At 48.9% G+C, this 20,352-nt stretch carries 19 protein-coding genes and 1 pseudogene; 10 read left to right on the top strand and 10 right to left on the bottom strand.

Going from position 1 to position 20,352, the window contains the following annotated elements; genetic code table 11:
• Positions 1 to 5 precede the first annotated feature (5 nt).
• Together J3B89_RS05895 and J3B89_RS05890 are read left to right on the top strand one after the other, a co-directional pair.
• Complete coding sequence (locus J3B89_RS05895) at positions 6 to 764, top strand: TIGR04219 family outer membrane beta-barrel protein (RefSeq protein WP_215396589.1); 759 nt, start codon at positions 6 to 8, stop codon at positions 762 to 764.
• A gap of 113 nt (positions 765 to 877) precedes the next feature.
• A complete protein-coding gene (locus J3B89_RS05890) occupies positions 878 to 3,058 on the top strand; it encodes a response regulator (protein WP_215396588.1) in 2,181 nt (726 codons plus the stop codon).
• On the opposite strand, the gene J3B89_RS05885 is transcribed toward J3B89_RS05890, so the two are convergent.
• Positions 3,029 to 3,916 carry a TIGR03899 family protein gene (locus J3B89_RS05885; protein WP_215396587.1) on the bottom strand — a complete coding sequence of 296 codons (888 nt, stop codon included), beginning with the start codon at positions 3,914 to 3,916 and terminating at the stop codon, positions 3,029 to 3,031. The two genes, J3B89_RS05890 and J3B89_RS05885, sit on opposite strands and share 30 nt — an antisense overlap.
• A 165-nt stretch (positions 3,917 to 4,081) precedes the next feature.
• Here J3B89_RS05885 and J3B89_RS21470 point away from each other — a divergent pair.
• Positions 4,082 to 5,424: pseudogene (locus tag J3B89_RS21470) on the top strand (DUF3369 domain-containing protein); the annotation flags it as partial.
• A gap of 93 nt (positions 5,425 to 5,517) precedes the next feature.
• A complete protein-coding gene (locus tag J3B89_RS21465; RefSeq protein ID WP_349814202.1) occupies positions 5,518 to 6,306 on the top strand; it encodes a putative bifunctional diguanylate cyclase/phosphodiesterase in 789 nt (262 codons plus the stop codon).
• 47 nt (positions 6,307 to 6,353) lie between these two features.
• On the opposite strand, the gene J3B89_RS05875 is transcribed toward J3B89_RS21465, so the two are convergent.
• The 3 genes from J3B89_RS05875 to J3B89_RS05865 all read right to left on the bottom strand — a co-directional run bounded on the left by J3B89_RS05875 (position 6,354) and on the right by J3B89_RS05865 (position 9,696).
• Positions 6,354 to 7,973, bottom strand: a complete 1,620-nt coding sequence (locus J3B89_RS05875; protein WP_215396586.1) for a methyl-accepting chemotaxis protein — start codon at positions 7,971 to 7,973, stop codon at positions 6,354 to 6,356.
• A gap of 153 nt (positions 7,974 to 8,126) precedes the next feature.
• Positions 8,127 to 8,654 (bottom strand): inorganic diphosphatase, encoded by a 528-nt coding sequence (ppa, locus tag J3B89_RS05870; RefSeq protein ID WP_215396585.1) that lies wholly within the window; start codon positions 8,652 to 8,654, stop codon positions 8,127 to 8,129.
• Positions 8,655 to 8,724: 70 nt separating this feature from the next.
• Positions 8,725 to 9,696 carry a class 1 fructose-bisphosphatase gene (locus tag J3B89_RS05865; RefSeq protein WP_215396584.1) on the bottom strand — a complete coding sequence of 324 codons (972 nt, stop codon included), beginning with the start codon at positions 9,694 to 9,696 and terminating at the stop codon, positions 8,725 to 8,727.
• Positions 9,697 to 9,859: 163 nt separating this feature from the next.
• Between J3B89_RS05865 and mpl the strand changes: the two genes are divergently transcribed.
• The 6 genes from mpl (at position 9,860) to J3B89_RS05835 (ending at position 15,658) form a co-directional block, all read left to right on the top strand.
• Positions 9,860 to 11,218 carry a UDP-N-acetylmuramate:L-alanyl-gamma-D-glutamyl-meso-diaminopimelate ligase gene (mpl, locus tag J3B89_RS05860; protein WP_215396583.1) on the top strand — a complete coding sequence of 453 codons (1,359 nt, stop codon included), beginning with the start codon at positions 9,860 to 9,862 and terminating at the stop codon, positions 11,216 to 11,218.
• Positions 11,218 to 11,859 (top strand): flavin prenyltransferase UbiX, encoded by a 642-nt coding sequence (locus tag J3B89_RS05855; protein WP_215396582.1) that lies wholly within the window; start codon positions 11,218 to 11,220, stop codon positions 11,857 to 11,859. The genes mpl and J3B89_RS05855 overlap by 1 nt, the downstream gene beginning before the upstream one ends.
• Positions 11,856 to 12,782 (top strand): ABC transporter ATP-binding protein, encoded by a 927-nt coding sequence (locus J3B89_RS05850; RefSeq protein WP_215396581.1) that lies wholly within the window; start codon positions 11,856 to 11,858, stop codon positions 12,780 to 12,782. Before J3B89_RS05855 ends, J3B89_RS05850 begins: the two co-directional genes overlap by 4 nt.
• Positions 12,779 to 13,552: an ABC transporter permease gene (locus J3B89_RS05845; protein WP_092793290.1), complete on the top strand. Its 774-nt coding sequence runs from the start codon at positions 12,779 to 12,781 to the stop codon at positions 13,550 to 13,552. The genes J3B89_RS05850 and J3B89_RS05845 overlap by 4 nt, the downstream gene beginning before the upstream one ends.
• Before the next feature lie 103 nt (positions 13,553 to 13,655).
• Complete coding sequence (panP, locus tag J3B89_RS05840) at positions 13,656 to 15,302, top strand: pyridoxal-dependent aspartate 1-decarboxylase PanP (protein ID WP_215396580.1); 1,647 nt, start codon at positions 13,656 to 13,658, stop codon at positions 15,300 to 15,302.
• Between the two features lie 131 nt (positions 15,303 to 15,433).
• Complete coding sequence (locus J3B89_RS05835; protein ID WP_215396579.1) at positions 15,434 to 15,658, top strand: hypothetical protein; 225 nt, start codon at positions 15,434 to 15,436, stop codon at positions 15,656 to 15,658.
• A gap of 29 nt (positions 15,659 to 15,687) precedes the next feature.
• Here the strand turns inward: J3B89_RS05835 and J3B89_RS05830 are convergent, their stop codons facing one another.
• The 6 genes from J3B89_RS05830 to J3B89_RS05805 form a co-directional block, all read right to left on the bottom strand.
• Positions 15,688 to 15,867: a hypothetical protein gene (locus tag J3B89_RS05830; RefSeq protein ID WP_215396578.1), complete on the bottom strand. Its 180-nt coding sequence runs from the start codon at positions 15,865 to 15,867 to the stop codon at positions 15,688 to 15,690.
• A gap of 238 nt (positions 15,868 to 16,105) precedes the next feature.
• Positions 16,106 to 16,483 carry a fumarate reductase subunit FrdD gene (frdD, locus tag J3B89_RS05825; protein ID WP_215396577.1) on the bottom strand — a complete coding sequence of 126 codons (378 nt, stop codon included), beginning with the start codon at positions 16,481 to 16,483 and terminating at the stop codon, positions 16,106 to 16,108.
• Positions 16,480 to 16,869: a fumarate reductase subunit C gene (locus J3B89_RS05820; protein ID WP_215396576.1), complete on the bottom strand. Its 390-nt coding sequence runs from the start codon at positions 16,867 to 16,869 to the stop codon at positions 16,480 to 16,482. Before J3B89_RS05820 ends, frdD begins: the two co-directional genes overlap by 4 nt.
• An 11-nt stretch (positions 16,870 to 16,880) precedes the next feature.
• Positions 16,881 to 17,597, bottom strand: coding sequence for a succinate dehydrogenase/fumarate reductase iron-sulfur subunit (locus J3B89_RS05815; RefSeq protein WP_215396575.1), 717 nt, complete (start codon positions 17,595 to 17,597; stop codon positions 16,881 to 16,883).
• Positions 17,594 to 19,396: a fumarate reductase (quinol) flavoprotein subunit gene (gene frdA / locus J3B89_RS05810; RefSeq protein WP_215396574.1), complete on the bottom strand. Its 1,803-nt coding sequence runs from the start codon at positions 19,394 to 19,396 to the stop codon at positions 17,594 to 17,596. The genes J3B89_RS05815 and frdA overlap by 4 nt, the downstream gene beginning before the upstream one ends.
• Positions 19,396 to 20,304: a prenyltransferase gene (locus tag J3B89_RS05805; protein ID WP_215396573.1), complete on the bottom strand. Its 909-nt coding sequence runs from the start codon at positions 20,302 to 20,304 to the stop codon at positions 19,396 to 19,398. Before J3B89_RS05805 ends, frdA begins: the two co-directional genes overlap by 1 nt.
• Positions 20,305 to 20,352: the final 48 nt, after the last annotated feature.

Genomic DNA, 20,352 nt, shown 5'->3' with positions numbered 1-20,352 from the left:
ACAGCATGAAAAAAACCGCATTAATCTTATCTGTTAGCGGCTTCTTATTTACCGTACCTGTACAGGCAGATACGCTGCTTGGGCTATACATTGGCGCAGACGGCTGGCGCACTTCTGCAGATGGTGGCTTTGCTAATAGCAGCCAGTTACAAAGTTTTAATTTCTCTGACAAAACGCAGAAATCTTACTATGTTGCGCTGGAACATCCGTTACCTTTTATCCCGAATATCCGGCTGCAGCATAACCAGTTAGAGTCTTCAGGCTCAACCAGTCTGAGTACCGGTTTCAGCTTTGCCGGTACCACCTTTGCTGCGGGCACTGAGCTACAAAACCAAACCGAGCTGACTAACACTGACTATGTGTTGTACTACGAAATTCTGGATAATGATCTGATCAGCCTGGATCTGGGCATAAACGGTAAATACATTAATGGTACCGTTGCTGTTGCTGAAACTGATGCGAACGGCATGGCGGCGTCGCAACGGGCATCACAGCTTATTCCTATGTTGTATGCGTCTGCTAAGGTTGGCTTACCGCTGACCGGGCTGGATGTGTTTACCCAGGGGAGTTATGTGTCGCTGGACAGCAATCGTATCTATGATGTTCAGGCTGGTGTAGCTTATGCCGTGCTGGATAATCTGGCGGTGAATATGCGGCTGAAACTGGGATACAGAGCCATGAACCTGCGGCTGGATGATGTTGACAATTTACATGCCGATCTCGACTTTAAAGGTATCTTTGCCGGTGTAGAACTGCATTTTTAAACACAGTGATACATGCTGGCTGCCGCAGTTGGCCGGCATTTACCAGGCTTGCCTTGTGGGGTCTGGTAAATCGTTTTATAGTTATTTCACGCATTGTCCGGGTAGGCTAAGTTTTGACAAATTACTTCAGACAGTTAACTCTGCCCTGGCTTATTGCACTTAGCCTGATGCTGTTATTTACGGCGTTGTGGTACCACTACGAAAGCAAAATTATGCAGCGTGCACAGGTGCAGCAATATACCTCTAGTCTGCAATTTAGTATCCGGCCTTTGCTTGCCAACAAAAATCCTGATCTACTCAAAGCCCAGCTGAATCATTTACGGTACGCCAGTGTGCTGCCTGTTAGTGCTATTGCCGTGTACAGCGATACCGGCAGGTTAATAAGTGGTACAGATAAAGCTGCCTTGCTACCCCGGTTCCAGCCTGAGCAAATGCAACATGAGTTTCATTTAGTGCATGAGGCCGGTACATTAATTGCGGTACAACCAATGTCGTCGTCTGCAGCCAGCAGCGGCTATGACGACGTTATGGCAGGACAGAACGATAATTACTATGTTGTGGTACAGCTTGATGCGCCGGGTAACTACAGTGTCTGGTTAGTGCCAGTGCTGGTAGTGGCCATGTTAGGCTGGGGAGCCATACTGGTAATGCATAGCGCTATTGGCCGGGTATCACAGCGCCAGCAAACCGATATCAGTTTGCTGGTGCATAAACTCAGTCAGTTAAAGCAGGGCCAGTTAAACAGCCGGTTAGATGAAGAGCTGGTATCAGAGTTGGCGCCATTAAAATTAGCACTGAACGAACTTGCCGGCCAACAACTAAACAACCGTTCCCGTGAGGACACAGAAAAAAACCAGCTTAAACAGCAGATAACCGAATTAAACCAATTGCTTGTCAGCGAGAAACAGCAATCTGCACAGTTACAAAGGTTATATGAACAGAGCAAACAACAACAGCAGCAACAGATTTTACAGCTAAGGCAACTGACGCAACAGCAGGCAGCCATACCGGACAAACTGCTGCAGCAGGTACTTCGCAGCCAGTTAACGCTGGCAGAGTTAACACTGGCAAGCGAGCCTGAACCACTGAAACCGCTGGTATTAACTGAATATGTTGCCCGGCAACTGCCGCATTACCGCAATATACTGGTTACGCAAAATCTGACTTTACAGCTAAATGAGGCTGCAGCCAATGCGGTGTATCAACTGGCATTACCTGAGAGTTTACTAACAACGCTGCTGACAGCTTTGTTACGCGTAAGCAGCCATTCTGATGGGATCACAGAGCTGACGCTGAATATGCAGCTTAGTGTTACCGGCACTACAGGCAGTTTATTGCTCAGTGTAACAGGCAATGGCGACGGCTTGTTGGCCTCTGTTAAGCAGCAGTTAGTTAACCCAGGCCTGCACAGTACAGACTGGCAGGACATTGATAGCCAGATTGTTACGCTGATAGCCACTAAACTTAATGCTGGTATTGAAGTGCAATCCCTCGACGGGCTTGGCAGCACTGTTTCGGTGCGCATCTCTGTTGCGGATTGTCAGCCGGTGCAGGTTAAGCGGTTAAATCATCTGTTGCTATTCGAGCAGCAGCTACCCCGGTTATCCGAGCGCAAAGCAGCGCTGGGCAGTTTGGTTGCTAATGTGGCGCAGTCTTCTGATTTGGCTGAGCTACAACGTAAAGCTAAACAGTATCATTATGATGCGGCGTTAATTTTCTTACCGGAACCTACCGAGCTGGCAGTATGGCTTGAGCTGATCCAAACGCTGAAAGAGAAAACCAAAGTGTTATGTTACGCTGAGGCCGATTGTATTCAGATGTGGCGTGAGGCATTGGGTGTCGTAATAGCAGCAGAGCCGTTTTGCCTGGCAGAATTGCAGCAGTTAGAAACAGCTGATACAGCTAAACTACCAAAGCTTTTAGTGGTTGATGATAACCCAACTAATCTGGCATTTATTCAGATGCTGCTGAAATTGCAGCCACTGGAACTGACCACTGCAAATTGTGCGCAACAAGCGCTGCAGTTATGCGCTTTACAGCAATTTGATGTGATCTTATTAGACATTCAGCTGCCAGATCTGCATGGCACTGAGGTTGCCAGACAATTGCGGCAAATGCAGGCATACCAGCTAACGCCGATACTGGCATTTACCGCTCATGCTCTGGCTGATGAAGTGGCCAGTTTTAAAGCTGCGGGTATGAATGATGTGATTTTTAAACCATTGGAGGTAAACAAACTGCAGCAAATATTGCACTGGTGCTCGTCAGTTAAAACTGATAATGCCGGTCAGTAACTGTTTTAACGCACTGATATAAGCCTGATTCGGCTGGCTGCTAAGTAATGGCAGCAGCTCCGCACCGCTGGCGGTATATTTGTAATACTGCAGTACTACACCCTTACCGTTGATAGTGCCATTGAGGTGTAATTGCTGGTATTGCCAGTTAAGCACCTGGCCTGTTGGTAATTCACCACTTTCAATTTCGGAGCTGTGCAACAGGCCGATGTCTATCAGGCTGAGTATTTGCGGGTAAGATAAGCCAAACTGGTTCAGGTTAAGTACAGCACGGCTTTTTCCTGTCAGTACACGCCACAGTGAGGGTTTACGGATATAACCAAAGTAAATTCTGGCACTGGGATCCTGCCGGGTTTTACAACTCAGATTTACTGCCTGCTGCAATGCCAGAGCTTCTTTGTAGCTCATACGTTTTAGCGTATGCAGGGTTTTTAGCGAAAACCTCCCCGGGCTGGCGATTTCTCCGGCCAGAATTTTAGCCCATAGCTGTTGCATGCTTTTATTCGAGATCTCCAGCACCAGTTCACAGAATTGTTGGAACCAGTCTGGATCAACATCCTGAGTTGAAACCTGATCGGTGCAGTACTCCAGTGCCAGAGTCATAATACTTTCAAGATTATACTGTTGCCGCTCCCGCTGCATTTGTAGCCTGCGCTCTGCCCGTTGCGCTAAAGTCAGCGCGGCTGAACTTGCCGCACCGGAGCGGGCCGCCAGAAGATGATGTTTATCGCTAAAGTTACCTTGTTGTTCAGAGGGCTCGCTTTCAGTGACCGGGCTGACACTGTTTATGCTACCCAGCTGAGATTTAGCCAATTGCAGCAAACGCTGTTGGCTGTTTAATGCACTAATTTTAACCATAACAACAGCCTGGCAGCCGAAAGTGGAACATAAGTTATCTTGGCATCTGCTGCAATGTGCGGCAAGTAAAGCTATGTTATTTGTGTAAAATAAAATCTGTTATACCTTACTATTTAACAGATTAAACATGTATATTTAAATGGAATCATTAAATAAGGCTGAATAATGGTGCCAAAAGAAACAGATGAAGATTTTCTGTTTTTAGCAGAAGACGAACCGGAGCCGGTGCAGGAGCAGGAGCACACATTGGGTGAGTGGCACCTGTTGATTGTTGATGATGATGAAGAGATCCACACAGTGACCAAGCTGGCACTGAGTGATCTTACGGTTTTAGGTAAGCAACTGAAATTTCATCATGCATATTCTGGTAAAGAGGCCATTGCTTTTTTAACTCGATACCCTGATGTGGCACTTGTGCTGCTTGATGTGGTGATGGAATCGGATGACGCCGGTCTTAAGGTTGTGAAACAAATCCGTGACGAGCTTGGCATGGATGAGATCCGTATTGTGTTACGCACCGGGCAGCCAGGCTATGCGCCAGAAGAAAGTGTTATAAAAGAATATGATATCAATGATTATAAAACCAAAACGGAACTGACCCGTAGTAAACTGGTTACATCGATCATTTCTTCTCTGCGTTCTTATCAGCAGATCCGTACTATTAATCAGAACCGGCTGGGTTTGCAAAAAATTATCAATGCCGGAGCAAATCTGCTGGAGCAGCACTCATTACATGAGTTCTCCGAAGGTGTTGTTACACAGATATCTTCATTAATTGGTTTGCATGCCGAAGGGGTGCTGTGTGCCCAGATAGAAGATGACGGCAGTGCCAGCGAAACAATTTATGTACTGGGAGCAGCCGGTAACTACGCTCCTTACATTAAATGTCAGCTCGACAGCTGGACAACCCCCGTATTGTGCAGCAAATTACGAATTGCTTACGTACACATGAACATATTTTTACCGATCAGGAAACAGTGTTGTATTTAGGCAACGAAATCCACAGCGCTGCGGTATATATTGAAACTAACCGGCCGATAGAGAATTTCGATCGCCAACTGATAGAAGTATTTTTAAGTAATATTTCTATTGGCTACGAAAATGTTACTTTGTTTCAGCAGCTTAAGCATGCAGCCTATATAGATCCACTTACCAAAACGCCAAACCGCAACGAGTTTATCCAGATTTTGCAGGATACCCGTCGCTATGAGGCCGAGCACAATGTTGCGGTATTAATTGATATTGATCACTTCTCTGATGTTAACGATGGCTTAGGCCAGGACGTTGGTAATGAGCTACTGATCGCAGTCACGTTCAGATTAATTGAGGAGTTTGGTACATACGCCCAGCTGGGCCGTATTGGCGCTGACGTATTTGGTCTGGTGGGGCCAGACACAGAGCTGACGCCAGAGCGTTTACAGGCAGTATTTGACGAGCCGTTTAAAGCATCAGAGCATTCGTTGCAAATCAGTGCCACCTTTGGTTTTTGCCACTTAACAGACACCGCCGAACAGGGGCTGACAATCCTTAAGCACGTCTACATTGCGCTGAATAAAGCCAAAAAGCATCTCGGCCAGAATTTTCAGTATTATCAGGCAGAGATGGAGGATGAAATGGCTGAACGGCTGGCGTTACTACGTATGTTACGTCAGGACTTTGCCAACGATAAATTGCAGCTGTGGTATCAGCCTCAGGTTTCTTTAACCACAAAACAGGTGGTGGGAATGGAGGCGTTGTTACGCTGGCCGCAACCAAACGGGCAGTTTATTTCACCTGCGGTGTTTATTCCGCTGGCAGAGTATTCCGGCCTGATTGTGGAAATAGGTTACTGGGTAATGGATCAGGCTTGTCTGCAGATTAAGCAGTTGCAAAAGCAAGGCTACACTGGCTTGCGTATTGCTGTTAATGTGTCGATGCCACAGTTCAGAAGCCACGGTTTTGTGCAGTCGGTTATTGATTGTGTTACAGCACAACAAATAGATCCGCAGTTGCTTGAACTGGAAATTACCGAGTCGGTAGTGATGGACGAGCCGAAGATAGTGATAGACGCACTGCAAAAACTGAAGAATTTTGGTATCAAGGTGGCGATAGATGACTTTGGTATTGGTTTTTCATCCCTGAATTATCTGCAGCAACTGCCATTGGATCGGATAAAAGTAGATCGTGCTTTTATTCGTGATATTGATAAGCCAGCAGGTGAAGTAATAGCTGAAACCATTATTAACCTGGGTAAAAGGCTGAATTTAGCCACTATTGCTGAAGGCGTGGAAACTCAGGCACAAGAGCAGGTTATTGTAGCTATGGGCTGTGACGAAGTGCAGGGCTTTATGTATGCCAGGCCTATGCCGCCAGCAGAGTTACTGGCTTTTTTGCAACAGCAAAAGAGCTGATAGCTAACCACAAGCCGGAGTGTTCCGGGCTTGTGGTCAGGCAACTTTTACACTCTGAATAATTTGGTAATGCTTTCCAGATTCTGTGCCAGCGACGCCAGCTCACTGCTGGCTTTAGCAATATGACCGGCACTTTCTGAGCTATGCTCTGTATTTTTGAAAATAGCGTCTACATGGCCAACGATATCAGTGGCCATTTTTTGTTGATCATCCGTAGCATCGGCAATTTGCTGGTTCATCAGCCGTATTTGCGCAATGCTTTTAGTGATCAGTTGCAAAGCGTCACCGGCTTTATTGGCCGATTGCACACTATGCTCTGCCTGCGAGGTACTCTGCTGCATTTTCTGCACTGCCAGCCGCGCTGCTGTTTGCAATTGTTCGATGGTACGCTGAATTTCTTCGGTCGATTTTTGCGTGCGTGATGCCAGCGTACGAACTTCATCGGCTACCACCGCAAAACCCCGGCCCTGTTCACCTGCCCGTGCCGCTTCAATAGCCGCATTTAGTGCCAATAGGTTAGTTTGTTCTGCAATACCTTTAATCACACTTAGTACAGTGCCTACCTGATTGGCATCTTTCTCCAGTTGGGTAATCACATCAGAAGCATCCTGTACATTGCCCGCCAACTGCTGAATGTTCTGTACTGTTGCAATTACGGTGTGCTGCCCCTGATCTGCTGCTTCGCTGGATTGATTGGCCGCAGTTGCTGCCTCGTTAGCACTGCTAACTTCAGCCACTACGCTGGCACTCATATCATCTACAGCATGTTTGGCCTGATTAGCCGCCTTACGTTGCTGCGCTATAGTTTTATTAGTATCGTCGGTGAGTTCGTGTAAGTCTTTTGCCAGTGCTGACAGCGGTACAGCAGTATTAACAATGTCTTTTACTACGTGCTGCAGCTTTTGCATAAAGGTATTAAACCAATATGCCAGGTCGCCCAGCTCGTCTTTGCTATTGGTATTAATGCGGGCAGTTAAATCGCCGTTTTCTTTGGCCAAATCCTGTAACGAGTTAATCATATTGCCCAGGCTGCTTTGAATACCACGTGCAACCGGAAACGCAGTGCCAAACAGCACCAGCGTGGTAATCACGCCCATAATAATACCAACGGTGATAAGGGTACCGGCCTGTTCACTGGCGTCGTCAATTGCTGAGGTGAATTCCTGTAGCCGCACATCACGGAACTGGCTTAGCAGCAGGGCAGTGGTGTCATAATCGGCATTCATTTTTTCTGAGCGCTGGGCCAAAGTACTGAAATCGGCAGTGTTATTAATCATTTCCTGCGACACTTTATAAGCTACCTGATAATAAGCGTCGTAGCTTTGCTGAATATTGCTGACATCACGGGCATAGTCACGGTTTAGCCGGGAAATGTCATTTAAGCCCTGAGTCAGCTGGCGGCTAAACCCCGCAGCAGCGGCCAGCGCTTCCTCATCGCCTGTGGTTACTGCACTGGCCAGCGAGTCTTTTATCCGTTCCAGCAATACCAGCGAGCTTTGAGCCGATTGCAATACCGGGAACTGTACATCACGGGTTTGCTCCAGTGTTTTAACGTTGTTCAGCGCAGTGTTGCTGGCAAGAATAAGGTAAATGATAAAACTCAGGGTGCCGATAAAAGGTATCAGGTAGATTTTCTTTGATATAGACAGGCGTCGTAACACATCCATACTGCAGGCCTCTGTAAATTTGTTAATTATTATTAGAATAGATTTACGCGCAGTATAGTGCTTTATTTAAGCAAATGCTTGTGGTTATGTTTGTCGGGTACAAGCTATGAAAAAGCCCGAACGGTGTCGGGCTTGACTACAAAAAGCAGAGCGTTATTTCTTCGCCCGTTCAAACGAGCTAACGATTTCAGCTTTGGCGGCAGCTGCATCGCCCCAGCCGTTTACTTTAACCCACTTACCGGCTTCTAATTCTTTGTAGCGCTCAAAGAAGTGCTGGATTTGCTTTTTCAGCAACTCATCAACGTCGTTGATGTCTTTAATATGGTCATACAGCTTGGTTAGCTTGCTTACCGGCACGGCGATAACTTTGGCATCTTCACCAGACTCATCTGACATAAACAATACGCCCACCGGGCGGCATTTAATTACTGCGCCGGGTACCAGCGGGTAGGGCGTTGGTACTAATACGTCTACCGGATCACCATCCAGTGACAAGGTTTGGTTTACAAAGCCGTAGTTGCACGGATAAAACATTGGCGTGGCCATAAAGCGGTCTACCCACACAGTACCGGTGTCTTTATCAACTTCGTATTTGATTGGATCGGCATTGGCCGGAATTTCAATAATAACGTTAATTTCTTCTGGCAGGTTTTTACCTGCTGCAACATCGCTTAAGCTCATGGCCTGGTCCTTAAATGATAAAAAGCTTGGTTAAAAGTGGCACTTATTATAGCGCCGGCAATAAAAATGGCTATCGCTGATGATAGGCAATGCAGCTTTCCACTTCATGTTTTGAGCCGAGTATCACCGCAACACGCTGGTGAATATCGGCAGGCACTATGTCCATAATCCGCTCATAACCGGTAGAACTTGCACCACCGGCCTGTTCTACCAAAAAACTCATTGGGTTAGCTTCATACATTAGCCGCAGTTTATCCGGCTTGTTGGCATCTTTGGTGTCACGCGGGTAAGCAAAAATACCGCCGCGGCATAATACGCGGTGCACATCACCTACCATGGCGGCTATCCAGCGCATATTGTAGTTCTTACCACGCGGGCCCTCTTTGCCTTTAAGCAGATCAGCGATATAGGCCTGCATGGCCGGCTGCCAGTAGCGCTGGTTGGACATGTTAATGGCAAACTCGGCGGTGTATTTCGGAATAGCAGCCTGCTCTTCGGTAAGCAGAAAGCCGCCATAGGTTTTGTCTAGTGTATAAATCCGTGTACCTTTGCCGGTGGTTAAGGCCAACATGGTAGACGGGCCATACAGCACATAACCTGCCGCAACTTGTGCTGTGCCGGGCTGTAAAAACTGACTGGCATCATCGGCGGCCTTATCGGCTTGCGCTGGTAAAACAGAAAAAATAGTGCCAATTAAACTGTTGATATCAGTGTTAGATGAGCCATCCAGCGGGTCGAAGGTAACTAAGTACTTACCATTTGGATTACCGGCTACGGTGTTATCTTCCTCTTCTGAACTAATGGCTTTTACTACGCCGGTTTCCAGAATCACTTCTTTTAGTAATTCATTGGCAATAATGTCGAGTTTTTTCTGTGTTTCCCCTTGAATATTCTCCCCCAGGGTAGAACCTAATACCCCAGCCAGTTCGCCTTGACTTACGCGGAAGGATATTTCCCGGCAGGCTGCCAGTATGGTTTTAATCAGTGAAATCAGGTCGCTGTCGACTCCGTCCTGTTGCAATACTGGCGAGATGCGGCGCATGCTGGTGGTTCCTTCTCAGTAATTATTTTTGCTAATGCGATAGAGGCTGGCGTATTTTAAAGAATTTCTGTGCAAATTGCAGGTGTTGCACCCCAAATTCTATTTTCGGCTGTGCCGCGTCCGCATTTGCTACAATGGCTGCGGTTAATTTTCAGGATAACTTATGCATATTCATATTCTCGGTATTTGTGGCACCTTTATGGGCGGTATTGCTGCTATTGCCAAAGCAATGGGCCACAAAGTGACTGGCTCTGATGCTAACGTCTACCCGCCAATGAGTACCCAACTGCAGCAACTGGGCATTGAATTAACCCAGGGCTGGGACCCGGCACAGCTGGAGCCAGCGCCGGATATGGTAATTATCGGCAATGCCTTGTCGCGTGGTAACCCGGCGGTAGAGTATGTATTAAATACGAATTTACGCTATACCTCAGGCCCGCAGTGGCTGGCAGAACAGGTGCTATTTGACCGCTGGGTGCTGGCTGTATCCGGTACCCATGGTAAAACTACTACCAGCACTATGCTGGCCTGGATTTTAGAGTGTGCCGGGTTAAAACCGGGCTTTTTAATCGGCGGTATCCCGCAGAACTTTGATTGCTCGGCCCGCTTAGGCGAGTCGCCGTTTTTTGTTATTGAAGCCGATGAGTACGACACGGCTTTTTTTGATAAACGATCTAAGTTTGTGCATTACCGGCCACGCACTGTGGTGATTAATAACCTGGAATATGATCACGCCGATATTTTTCCTGACTTAGCAGCCATTCAGCGCCAGTTCCATCATTTGCTGCGCATGGTGCCGGCTAATGGTTTGGTGCTGTCGCCGGAAGATACACCAGCCGTTAAACAAACGCTGGATATGGGCTGCTGGAGTGAGCGGCAAAGTTATGGTACTGACTGGCGCGCAGAGCTGATTAGCAATGATGGCAGCCACTTTGCCTTATATTATCAGGGCAAACCGCTCGGTGAGCTAAACTGGCAACTCAGTGGCCAGCATAATGTTGATAACGCAGTAATGGCTATTGCTGCAGCACGTCATGCCGGCGTACCGGTTGACGTGGCACTGGAAGCTTTAACGCGCTTTGTTGCCCCGAAACGGCGGATGGAGCTAAAAGCCGATGTGGCTGGTATTAAGGTATATGACGATTTTGCTCATCATCCTACTGCTATCAGCACCACCTTGCAGGGCATTCGTAATAAAGTAGGCCAAAACCGGCTGCTGGCCGTACTGGAGCCACGCTCTAATACCATGCGTATGGGCGTGCATCAGGCGGCGCTGCCCTTGTCGCTGGCACTGGCTGATCTGATTTTTTTATATGAACCGGCCAACGCTAACTGGTCGCTGGATGCCTTAACCCGCGCGCTGACACCCAAAGCAACATTAACGCAAGACATTGATGCTTTGGTCAGTCTGTTATCTGAGCAGGCAGAGCAGGGCGACAGTATTGTAATTATGAGTAACGGCGGTTTTGGTGGCATTCACGATAAGCTGATTAGCGCACTAAAACGCAAATGGGAAGGCTAATGACAACTGCAAAAGAGATCACACTGGCTTTTAGCGGTGCTTCGGGCGCACCTTATGGTTGGCGTTTACTTGAGTTATTACTGGCACAGGGCGTTAAAGTACACTTGCTGGTATCAAGCGCAGCGCGGGTAGTATTTGCCACCGAGCATGATATTAAACTGCCGGCCGCACCGGACAAATGCGGCCAGATGCTGCAGCAGCATTTTGCCTGTGATGCTGGTTTGCTTAAAGTGTACGGCAAAGATGACTGGTTCTCACCGGTGGCATCGGGCTCGGCTGCACCGCAGCAAATGGTGATTTGCCCCTGTTCTACCGGTACCGTATCAGCCATTGCCACCGGTGCCAGCGATAACCTGATCGAGCGCGCCGCGGATGTAGTGATCAAAGAAGGCGGCCAGCTGATCTTAGTGCCGCGTGAAAGCCCGCTTAGTGCCATTCACCTGGAAAACTTACTTAAGCTGGCGCGTTTGGGCGTGACTATTATGCCTGCGGCGCCGGGCTTTTATCATCAGCCGAAGCAGATCAGTGATTTAGTCGATTTTATGGTAGCGCGCATTTTAGACCATCTTAAATTGCCACATCAGTTGCTTAACCGGTGGGGCTACAGTGGTGATGCGACAAAAGCAGGAGAACAGCATTGAGTTTAGCGTTAGATATTAAAGAGCTGCATAAAGTTTATAAAAGCGGTACTGTGGCATTAAGCGGTATCGACTTACAGGTAAAACAAGGCGACTTTTTTGCACTGTTAGGCCCGAACGGCGCCGGCAAAAGTACCACTATTGGTATTATCAGTTCATTGGTAAATAAGTCGCACGGCAGCGTTAAAGTATTTGATTACGATATTGATACCCAGCTTGAAGCGGCAAAAAGCCAGCTTGGTTTAGTGCCGCAGGAATTTAACTTTAACCAGTTTGAAACCGTATTGCAGATAGTGGTGAATCAGGCCGGTTATTACGGTGTGCCAAAAAAGCTGGCGCTTGAACGTGCTGAGAAATACCTCGGCCAGTTGGGTTTGTGGGAAAAACGCACAGCACGCGCCCGCGAATTATCCGGCGGTATGAAACGGCGTTTAATGATAGCCCGCGCTTTAATGCATGAGCCAAAACTGCTGATTCTGGATGAACCGACAGCGGGTGTCGATATCGAATTGCGCCGCTCAATGTGGGAGTTTTTGCGCAAAATTAACCAGCAGGGCGTTACGATCATTCTAACTACCCATTATCTGGAAGAAGCTGAAACCTTGTGTCGCAATATCGCCATTATCGACAAAGGGCAGATAATAGAAAATACCACTATGAAAGCCTTGCTGGCTAAACTGACGCGGGAAACCTTCGTGCTGGATCTGGCGACGATGCCGGCAGCAATTCAACTGGAAGGTGTTAACTGGCGCTCGCTGGATGGCAACAGTATTGAAGTTGATGTAGAAAAAGCACAGGGCTTAAATACCATTTTTGCCCAGCTTAGCACCCAGAATATTAAAGTGTTATCAATGCGTAATAAAGCCAACCGGCTGGAGGAGTTGTTTGTGTCGCTGGTAGAAAACGGCCGCGGAGGTGCAAAATGAGCAAAGCCAATTATCTGGTAGCGTTAAAAAGTATCTGGGATAAAGAAACCAACCGCTTTTTGCGCATTTGGGTGCAAACTCTGGTGCCACCGGCTATTACCATGACACTGTATTTTGTTATCTTCGGCAGTTTAATCGGCTCGCGCATCGGCGATATGGGCGGCTTTACTTATATGGAGTTTATTGTACCCGGCCTGATTATGATGTCGGTGATTACCAACTCTTACGCTAATGTGGCGTCGTCGTTTTTCAGTGCCAAGTTTCAGCGCAATGTGGAAGAGCTGCTGGTAGCGCCGGTACCAAACTACATTATTGTGCTCGGTTTTGTTGGCGGCGGTATGGCTCGTGGTATGCTGGTGGGGCTGATAGTCACTATTCTGTCGCTGTTTTTCGTTACTATTCAAATTCATAATCTGGCGGTAATTATCGTTACCGTTACGCTAACCTCGATGCTGTTTTCTTTGGGCGGCCTGATTAACGCTGTGTATGCAAAAACCTTTGACGATATCAGTATTATTCCTACCTTTGTGCTGACGCCTCTTACTTATTTAGGCGGTGTGTTTTACTCGTTAACCTTACTGCCCGGTTTTTGGCAGCATGTGGCGGCGTTAAACCCGGTGGTATATATGGTTAATGCGTTTCGTTATGGCTTTTTGGGCGTAACTGACGTGAGCCTGTGGCTGGCGCTGGCTGTAGTGGTGGGCTTTATTGTCGTGCTGTTTAGCTATGCCATGTACCTGATTAACCGTGGCATTGGCCTGCGAAGCTAAGCCGCCACTTTTTTGCAGACATTTTTCGGCGCTTGCAGTAAAGTGAGCGCCATTTTCCGGCTGTTTTAGTAACCGCTGAAACCGTATGCAGAGTAGCAAGCGCATGACAGAATCCAGTAAACGCCAGGCAACCGCTTCTGAAGAAGCTTTATGGCGCATCTTTACGGTGCCGGAAGCGCCAGACTCAACGCTGAGTATTATTGAGCAAAACCTGTCGCAGAATCTGGCGGGCTTTTTGCGTGAAAGTATTGTGGCGGTAGAAAAACCGCTGTGGCAAATAGAGCGCGATTTTCAAGCCCATCAAATCCCGCAAATGCCGAACTTTGTGTCGGATTACGCCGAAAGCCTGATGCAAAAGCTGGTAGCGCACTCGGTACATACCGCAGCGCCGAGCTTTATCGGCCATATGACGTCGGCACTGCCTTACTTTGTATTGTCGCTGTCGAAAATGATGGTAGGGCTGAACCAGAACCTGGTAAAAATTGAAACTTCCAAAGCCTTTACGCCGATGGAGCGCCAGGTGCTGGGCATGATGCATCACCTGGTGTACGGCGAAGGTGATGGCTTTTATAAAAAGTGGATGCACAGTGCCAACCATTCGCTGGGAGCGTTTTGCTCTGGCGGTACTATCGCCAACATTACAGCGTTGTGGATAGCGCGTAACCGCCTGCTAAAAGCTGACGGCGACTTTAAAGGTATCGCCCGCGAAGGCTTGTATAAGGCGATGAAGCACTATGGCTATGATGGCCTGGCGATCCTGGTGTCTGAGCGCGGCCATTACTCATTAGGTAAAGCCGCCGATGTCTTGGGTATAGGCCGTGAATCACTGATCGCGGTTAAAACTGACGCCAATAATAAAATTGATACTGCCTTGCTGGCCGAAAAAATGGCTGAGCTCAGTGCGGCTAATATCCGCGTACTGGCTATTGTTGGCGTGGCAGGTACTACCGAAACCGGTAATGTTGATCCATTACACCAGTTGGCCGATTTAGCCGAGCAGTATCAATGCCATTTTCATGTTGATGCCGCCTGGGGTGGTGCGACTTTGTTATCCAACAAATACCGTTATTTACTGGCCGGTATAGAGCGCGCTGATTCAGTTACCATAGATGCACACAAACAAATGTATGTACCAATGGGCGCTGGCATGGTGGTGTTTAAGCACCCTTCAGCTGCGCATGCTATTGAGCACCACGCTGAATATATCCTGCGTAAAGGCTCAAAAGATTTAGGCAGCCAAACGCTGGAAGGCTCACGCCCCGGCATGGCGATGCTGGTGCATGCCTGTTTGCAGGTCATTGGCCGCGATGGTTATGAAATTCTGATCAACCGTAGCCTGGAAAAAGCGCGTTATTTTGCCACCTTAATTGCACACAATATTGATTTTGAGCTGATCACTGAACCCGAGCTGTGTTTGCTAACCTACCGTTACGTACCGGCACAGGTGCAAAAAGCCATGGCTACCGCCAGCGCGGAGCAACTGCAGCGCTTTAACGAGTTGCTAAACGGCCTGACAAAGTTTATTCAGAAACGCCAACGCGAAGAGGGTAAGTCTTTTGTCTCGCGTACGCGGTTAACTCCGGCACGGTATCAGCGCCAGGAAACGATCGTATTCCGGGTGGTGCTGGCTAACCCGCTCACCACCGAGCAAATTCTGCATGATGTACTGGTAGAGCAGGATCAGCTGGCGCAGTTAGACAAAGAGTTTTACCCCAAGCTGCTGCAACTGGCCAAAGAGCTTGCCGCCTGACACCGGGGGTTGCTCTAAGCGTTACGACAGGCTATTAATTGACAATATGCTTAACGTTATTACACGGTTACAGCAATGCGTCACAGTATTGAAGCAGCAATATATTAAACAGCAACAGATAGGGGAAGGTTATGGCAGGTCAGGGTTCAGGTGGCAATGTTATTGCCGCACTATGTAACGTGTTTATTCCGGGCTTAGGTCAGTTAGTGCAGGGCCGTATACTTGCTGCAATTATGTTTTTTCTGGTATGTGTAGTGGGCTATGCACTGTGGTTTTTGGTGATACCCGGCATTATTGCGGTTATTGTTCATCTTTGGGCCATTATCGATGCAGCCAAATTCAGAAGCGGTTTTTAGCCGAACGGTTGGCTTACCTCCCGCCTTTTTTAAGGCAATTCTGCATTTGCAAATAATGCAGCAGTAAGTTCTTCCTGAGCCGCCAATTCAGCCTCAGACATCATCGCTGTTTGTGGCTGAGCTTGCTGATTCACTTTATTCAGAAATTCGTTTGCCAGTACCAGATTCGCGCTTAGTAACAACAGGGCAGTAATAAGGGCTTTTTTCATTTTCCGTCTCCGGCTTGTTTGCAACCTTACTATAGCCATAGCAGATGCCGTGCCAGAAATAAAAAAAACAATAAAATACAGTAAGTTAACCTGATTTTGCCAGGTGTTTGGCGAAGTGACAAGGCCAGGTTGTCGCAAATCGGCGTCACTTAACCTGGTACTGATATTTTATTTTTATAAATCAAATACATGGTCTGTTGCTGATTAGCGACAGGCTGAAATTAACCGGCAGCAGTTTTTAGTCAGCTAGTATCAGATGGAAGGTTAAATACAATGCCAGCATACTAAGCGCAGCTGCTGTGCCATAACATAACAGCTTGCTGGACTTGCGATAACCGCACTTTAAATCATGTAAGCCATGGTGAATACGGTGTGCCGCATGAAACAGCGGTAAGCAAATTACCGCGCCGGTAAACGCCAGCCCGGTTAAACCGTAGCCGCTTTGCAATAATGACAGCAGCTGAGCATATTGCAGAACGGACGAATTAAGCAGCCCCAGCGGCCACAGGATCCCAAGTGCCAGTATTAACCCCGGCAGAAATACCGCAAAGCACACGCCACCGGCGCTAAACAGTGCCCACCAGATAGGTTCATCTGAACGTTTCGGACTGTTCATAGCCAACCACCAAACAGCAGGAATACGCCAGTAGCTATCAGCAATGTTGCCAGCCATTGGCCGCTGATCATCAGAGCTGCCGGTGCCAGCGGCATAACCCGCGGGAACAAGGCAAAAAAGGTTTTGGCGTGAAACAGGCTGGCCGCAAAAGCCAGCAGATTAAGCGCTATTACCCAGCCCTGTTGCATAAATAGCTGAAAGCTCTGCCAGTAGGCTGACCCTTGCGTTAAGCAGTACAGGCCATAGAGTAAACAACCGATAAAAAACAGCAGCGGCAGCACAGTGGCTTCGCGCAGCATATACAGCCGGTAGTCGCGGTGCTTTAACCACCACCAGCGGCTCAGTTCGCTCTGATAAGGTTTGCGTGCGCTGTCAGGTATATTCATCGCCGTGTTCCTTAAGGTTTAAACATGCTGATAATAAAGTCTTTTGCCGATTCCACTTTGGTCTGATTCACCGCTGCGGCCGGATCGAGCTGTTTAGGGCAAACATCTGAGCAAAAACCAACAAAGGTGCAACCCCAGGCGCCGTTTTTACTGTTTAACTGTGGCATACGTGCGGCTTTGCCGTTGTCACGGCTATCGAGGTTATAGCGCTGAGCCAGCGTAATAGCTGCCGGGCCTAAAAATTCCGGGTTTAAGCCAAATTGCGGGCAGGCCGAATAGCACAGGCCGCAATTAATGCAGTTAGAAAACTGCTGGTACTTTGCCAGTTGCGCCGGTGTTTGCTTGTGTACCGCAGTGCCGCTGTAATCGTTCATCAGATAGGGCTTGATAGCTGATAAATGTGCCAGAAACTGTGTCATATCAACTATCAGATCTTTCTCTACCGCAAAGTGGGCCAGCGGTTCGATAATGATGTCTGTGTGATAGTCACGTAAAAAGGTTTTGCATCCCAGTTTGGGTATACCGTTAACCATAACACCACATGAGCCGCAAATGGCCATCCGGCATGACCAGCGTAAACCCAGTGTCGGGTCCAGCTGATGCTGCACATACAGCAGCGCATCGAGCACTGAGGTGGTGTGATCGCCCGGTACAGTATAATGCTGCCGCTGCGGCTTGCTGTCATGCTCCGGGTCATAGCGCTGGACCAACAGTTGATATTCAGTCATGGCTGTGTTCCTTGTGTGCTATCAGTACTATTTTCTGCAATCGCATTATCCGCTCCATAGCTGCGCAGTGCCGGTGGCAGGCTGCTGATCTGCACGGCTTGCCAGCTAAGATGGGGTAAGCTGTTCGCCTTATAATACAGCTGCGAATGGCACAGAAACCCGGCGTCGTTGCGCGTAGTCATACCGCTGTCCAGCCGCTGATGCGCACCGCGTGATTCGGTGCGGGCCATGGCTGCGCTGCAAATAGCCAGCGCCACGTCCAGGCCAAAGCCCAGTTCCAGATATTGCATCAGCTCAGAGTTAAACACCTTACTGCGGTCGGTAACTTTAAGCTGCTGATAACGCTGTTGCAGCGCCTGCAACTGTTGCTGACAGTGCGCCAGGCCCTCACCGGTGCGGTAAATACCGCAGCCTTGCTCCATGGCCAGTGTCATATCCCGGCGTAGTTGTGCCACCGAATCCGTAGTGTTAGTGCCAAAACGACGGTTAAGCCAGCGCTGTGTCATTTCGCTTTGTACACCCAGTGCTTTGCTGTCTGCCGGCGGACATTGGCTGGCATAGTGCGCTGCCTGCTCACCGGCAACACGGCCAAATACCAGCAGTTCTGTTAACGAGTTTGATCCCAGCCGGTTAGCACCATGCAAGCCGACCGAGGCGCATTCGCCCACGGCATATAAACCCGGCAGTGAGGTTTGGCAGTTGATGTCGGTAGCAATACCGCCCATGGTGTAATGCACCGCCGGGCGGATGGGAATGGCTTCCAGCGCCGGGTCAATATCAACATAGGCTTTAGCCAGCTCACAGATAAACGGCAGCCGCTGCTGTAAATGCGCGCGGCTTAAGTGGCGTAAATCCAGATACACCACCGCATGGCCGTTATAGTCGCCGCAGCGGCCGGCTTGTTGTTCATGCCAGAATGCCTGCGAGAGTTTATCGCGCGGGCCCAGCTCCATTTGTTTATTTTGTGGCTGGCCTAACGGTGTTTCCGGCCCCAGACCATAGTCTTGTAAATACCGTTTGCCGTGTTTATTCAGTAATACCGCACCTTCGCCACGACAGGCTTCGGTAATTAAAATACCGGATCCCGGTAAACCGGTGGGGTGATATTGCATAAACTCCATATCACGCAGTGCCACACCGTGGCGATAGGCCAGTGCCATACCATCACCGGTAACAATGCCGCCATTGGTATTGTAATGAAACACCCGGCCGGCGCCGCCGGTAGCAAAAATGACACTTTTAGCCTGAATTTGCACCAGCTCGCCGCTGTTCAGTGCCAGAGCTAATACTCCCACTACCTGCTCGCCTAACCGCAGTAAATCCAGCACAAAGTATTCATCCAGCCGCTTAATGGCCGGGTATTTCAGGCTGGTTTGAAATAAGGTATGCAAAATATGAAAGCCGGTTTTATCGGCGGCAAACCAGGTGCGTTCGGTTTTCATGCCGCCAAAACGGCGTACGGCAACGTTGCCATCTTGCTGGCGGCTCCAGGGGCAACCCCAGTGTTCCAGTTGTACCAGCTCGTTATAAGCCTGCTTCACAAAGAATTCCACCACCGGCTGATCGGCCAGCCAGTCACCGCCGCTAATGGTATCGTGAAAATGCGCGGCTGCACTGTCGCTACTTAAGGTTACCGCCGCTGCGCCTCCTTCGGCAGCCACTGTGTGCGAACGCATTGGATAGACTTTTGACAGCAAAGTAATACTTAGCTGCGGTGCGGCCTCAGCTGCGGCAATGGCGGCGCGTAAACCGGCGCCACCGCCACCAACCACAATAATGTCGGTTTGCAGTATTTGCATCAAAGTGCCTTATGGCCAATACCGGCCCAAATCAGCCCTGCCAGCAACAGCAGCGGATACAGGTGGCATAGTAGTACATTCAGGCCCAGGTAGGGCGTGAGTTGTTTGGGTTGATCGGCGTAGCGGAACAGGCCCGGCAGCAGCTTTATCAGCAGTGGCAGGCTAAGTAGTGCTAACAGGCACTGGCGGGGCAAAATGCCGCCTGCCACCGCGGCTAACAACACCAGGTAACTTAGCAACAGCAGCAGGGTGTAAACGATGGCACTGCGCCGCCGGCCGATAACAATAGGTAAGTGGCGCCGGCCCACGCGCCGGTCTGCATCGACATCCGGAAACTGGTTCAGCAGCAACAAATTACTGATCAGTAACAGTAGAATAACCGCCAGCACCCAGGCCGCGGCACTGACGCTGCCGGCCAATACCCAGTAGCTGCCCAGTGTCATAAAAACGCCAAAACCGATGCCGGGTGCCAGCAGGCACAGCAGTGGCCAACGGTTAACATATTGAGTGTACGCATAAATAAGTACTACGCCCGGCATGCCAAGCATTAAGGGTAGCCAGTTTAATTGATAGCTGAGGTACAGGCCGCCGCAAATGGTGAGCAGCAGGCTGACAATTGCCAATGTTAAAGCGGAGGTACTGGCTGTCGGGTAGCGGACAAGGGTGCCGCTGCCACCGCTGAACGGTGTACGCTCGGTGAGAAAATCCAATCCGGATTTAAAGTCGAAGTACTCATTAAAAGCATTTACGCTGATATGAGCGCTTAATCCTACTGCTGTTACCAGTGCAAGTGTGCCCGGATGTAAAGCGTGCCCGGCCTGCCAGCTTGCCCCGGCTGCCAGCGCAATACAAGTCACGGTTAAGGTAAGGAAATTAAGTCGGGCTACGCCCGCTAACGCTTTGAACATATAGTGCCTTCCTGTTGCCAATAAGGCTAGAGTATAGGCACATAACGT

It is taken from the genome of Rheinheimera oceanensis (assembly GCF_018831085.1).
Classification (GTDB): domain Bacteria; phylum Pseudomonadota; class Gammaproteobacteria; order Enterobacterales; family Alteromonadaceae; genus Alishewanella; species Alishewanella oceanensis.
Note: the sequence above shows the minus strand (reverse complement) of the source record. Positions and strands in the feature narration are given on the sequence as shown.

Bases quoted from the DNA above. Each gene is read 5' to 3' on its own strand.
- J3B89_RS05895 (WP_215396589.1), top strand. From the start codon at position 6: ATGAAAAAAACCGCATTAATCTTATCTGTTAGCGGCTTCTTATTTACC.
- J3B89_RS05885 (WP_215396587.1), bottom strand. From the start codon at position 3,916: ATGGTTAAAATTAGTGCATTAAACAGCCAACAGCGTTTGCTGCAATTG.
- J3B89_RS21465 (WP_349814202.1), top strand. From the start codon at position 5,518: ATGGAGGATGAAATGGCTGAACGGCTGGCGTTACTACGTATGTTACGT.
- J3B89_RS05875 (WP_215396586.1), bottom strand. From the start codon at position 7,973: ATGGATGTGTTACGACGCCTGTCTATATCAAAGAAAATCTACCTGATA.
- ppa (WP_215396585.1), bottom strand. From the start codon at position 8,654: ATGAGCTTAAGCGATGTTGCAGCAGGTAAAAACCTGCCAGAAGAAATT.
- J3B89_RS05865 (WP_215396584.1), bottom strand. From the start codon at position 9,696: ATGCGCCGCATCTCGCCAGTATTGCAACAGGACGGAGTCGACAGCGAC.
- mpl (WP_215396583.1), top strand. From the start codon at position 9,860: ATGCATATTCATATTCTCGGTATTTGTGGCACCTTTATGGGCGGTATT.
- J3B89_RS05855 (WP_215396582.1), top strand. From the start codon at position 11,218: ATGACAACTGCAAAAGAGATCACACTGGCTTTTAGCGGTGCTTCGGGC.
- J3B89_RS05845 (WP_092793290.1), top strand. From the start codon at position 12,779: ATGAGCAAAGCCAATTATCTGGTAGCGTTAAAAAGTATCTGGGATAAA.
- panP (WP_215396580.1), top strand. From the start codon at position 13,656: ATGACAGAATCCAGTAAACGCCAGGCAACCGCTTCTGAAGAAGCTTTA.
- J3B89_RS05835 (WP_215396579.1), top strand. From the start codon at position 15,434: ATGGCAGGTCAGGGTTCAGGTGGCAATGTTATTGCCGCACTATGTAAC.
- J3B89_RS05830 (WP_215396578.1), bottom strand. From the start codon at position 15,867: ATGAAAAAAGCCCTTATTACTGCCCTGTTGTTACTAAGCGCGAATCTG.
- frdD (WP_215396577.1), bottom strand. From the start codon at position 16,483: ATGAACAGTCCGAAACGTTCAGATGAACCTATCTGGTGGGCACTGTTT.
- J3B89_RS05820 (WP_215396576.1), bottom strand. From the start codon at position 16,869: ATGAATATACCTGACAGCGCACGCAAACCTTATCAGAGCGAACTGAGC.
- J3B89_RS05815 (WP_215396575.1), bottom strand. From the start codon at position 17,597: ATGACTGAATATCAACTGTTGGTCCAGCGCTATGACCCGGAGCATGAC.
- frdA (WP_215396574.1), bottom strand. From the start codon at position 19,396: ATGCAAATACTGCAAACCGACATTATTGTGGTTGGTGGCGGTGGCGCC.
- J3B89_RS05805 (WP_215396573.1), bottom strand. From the start codon at position 20,304: ATGTTCAAAGCGTTAGCGGGCGTAGCCCGACTTAATTTCCTTACCTTA.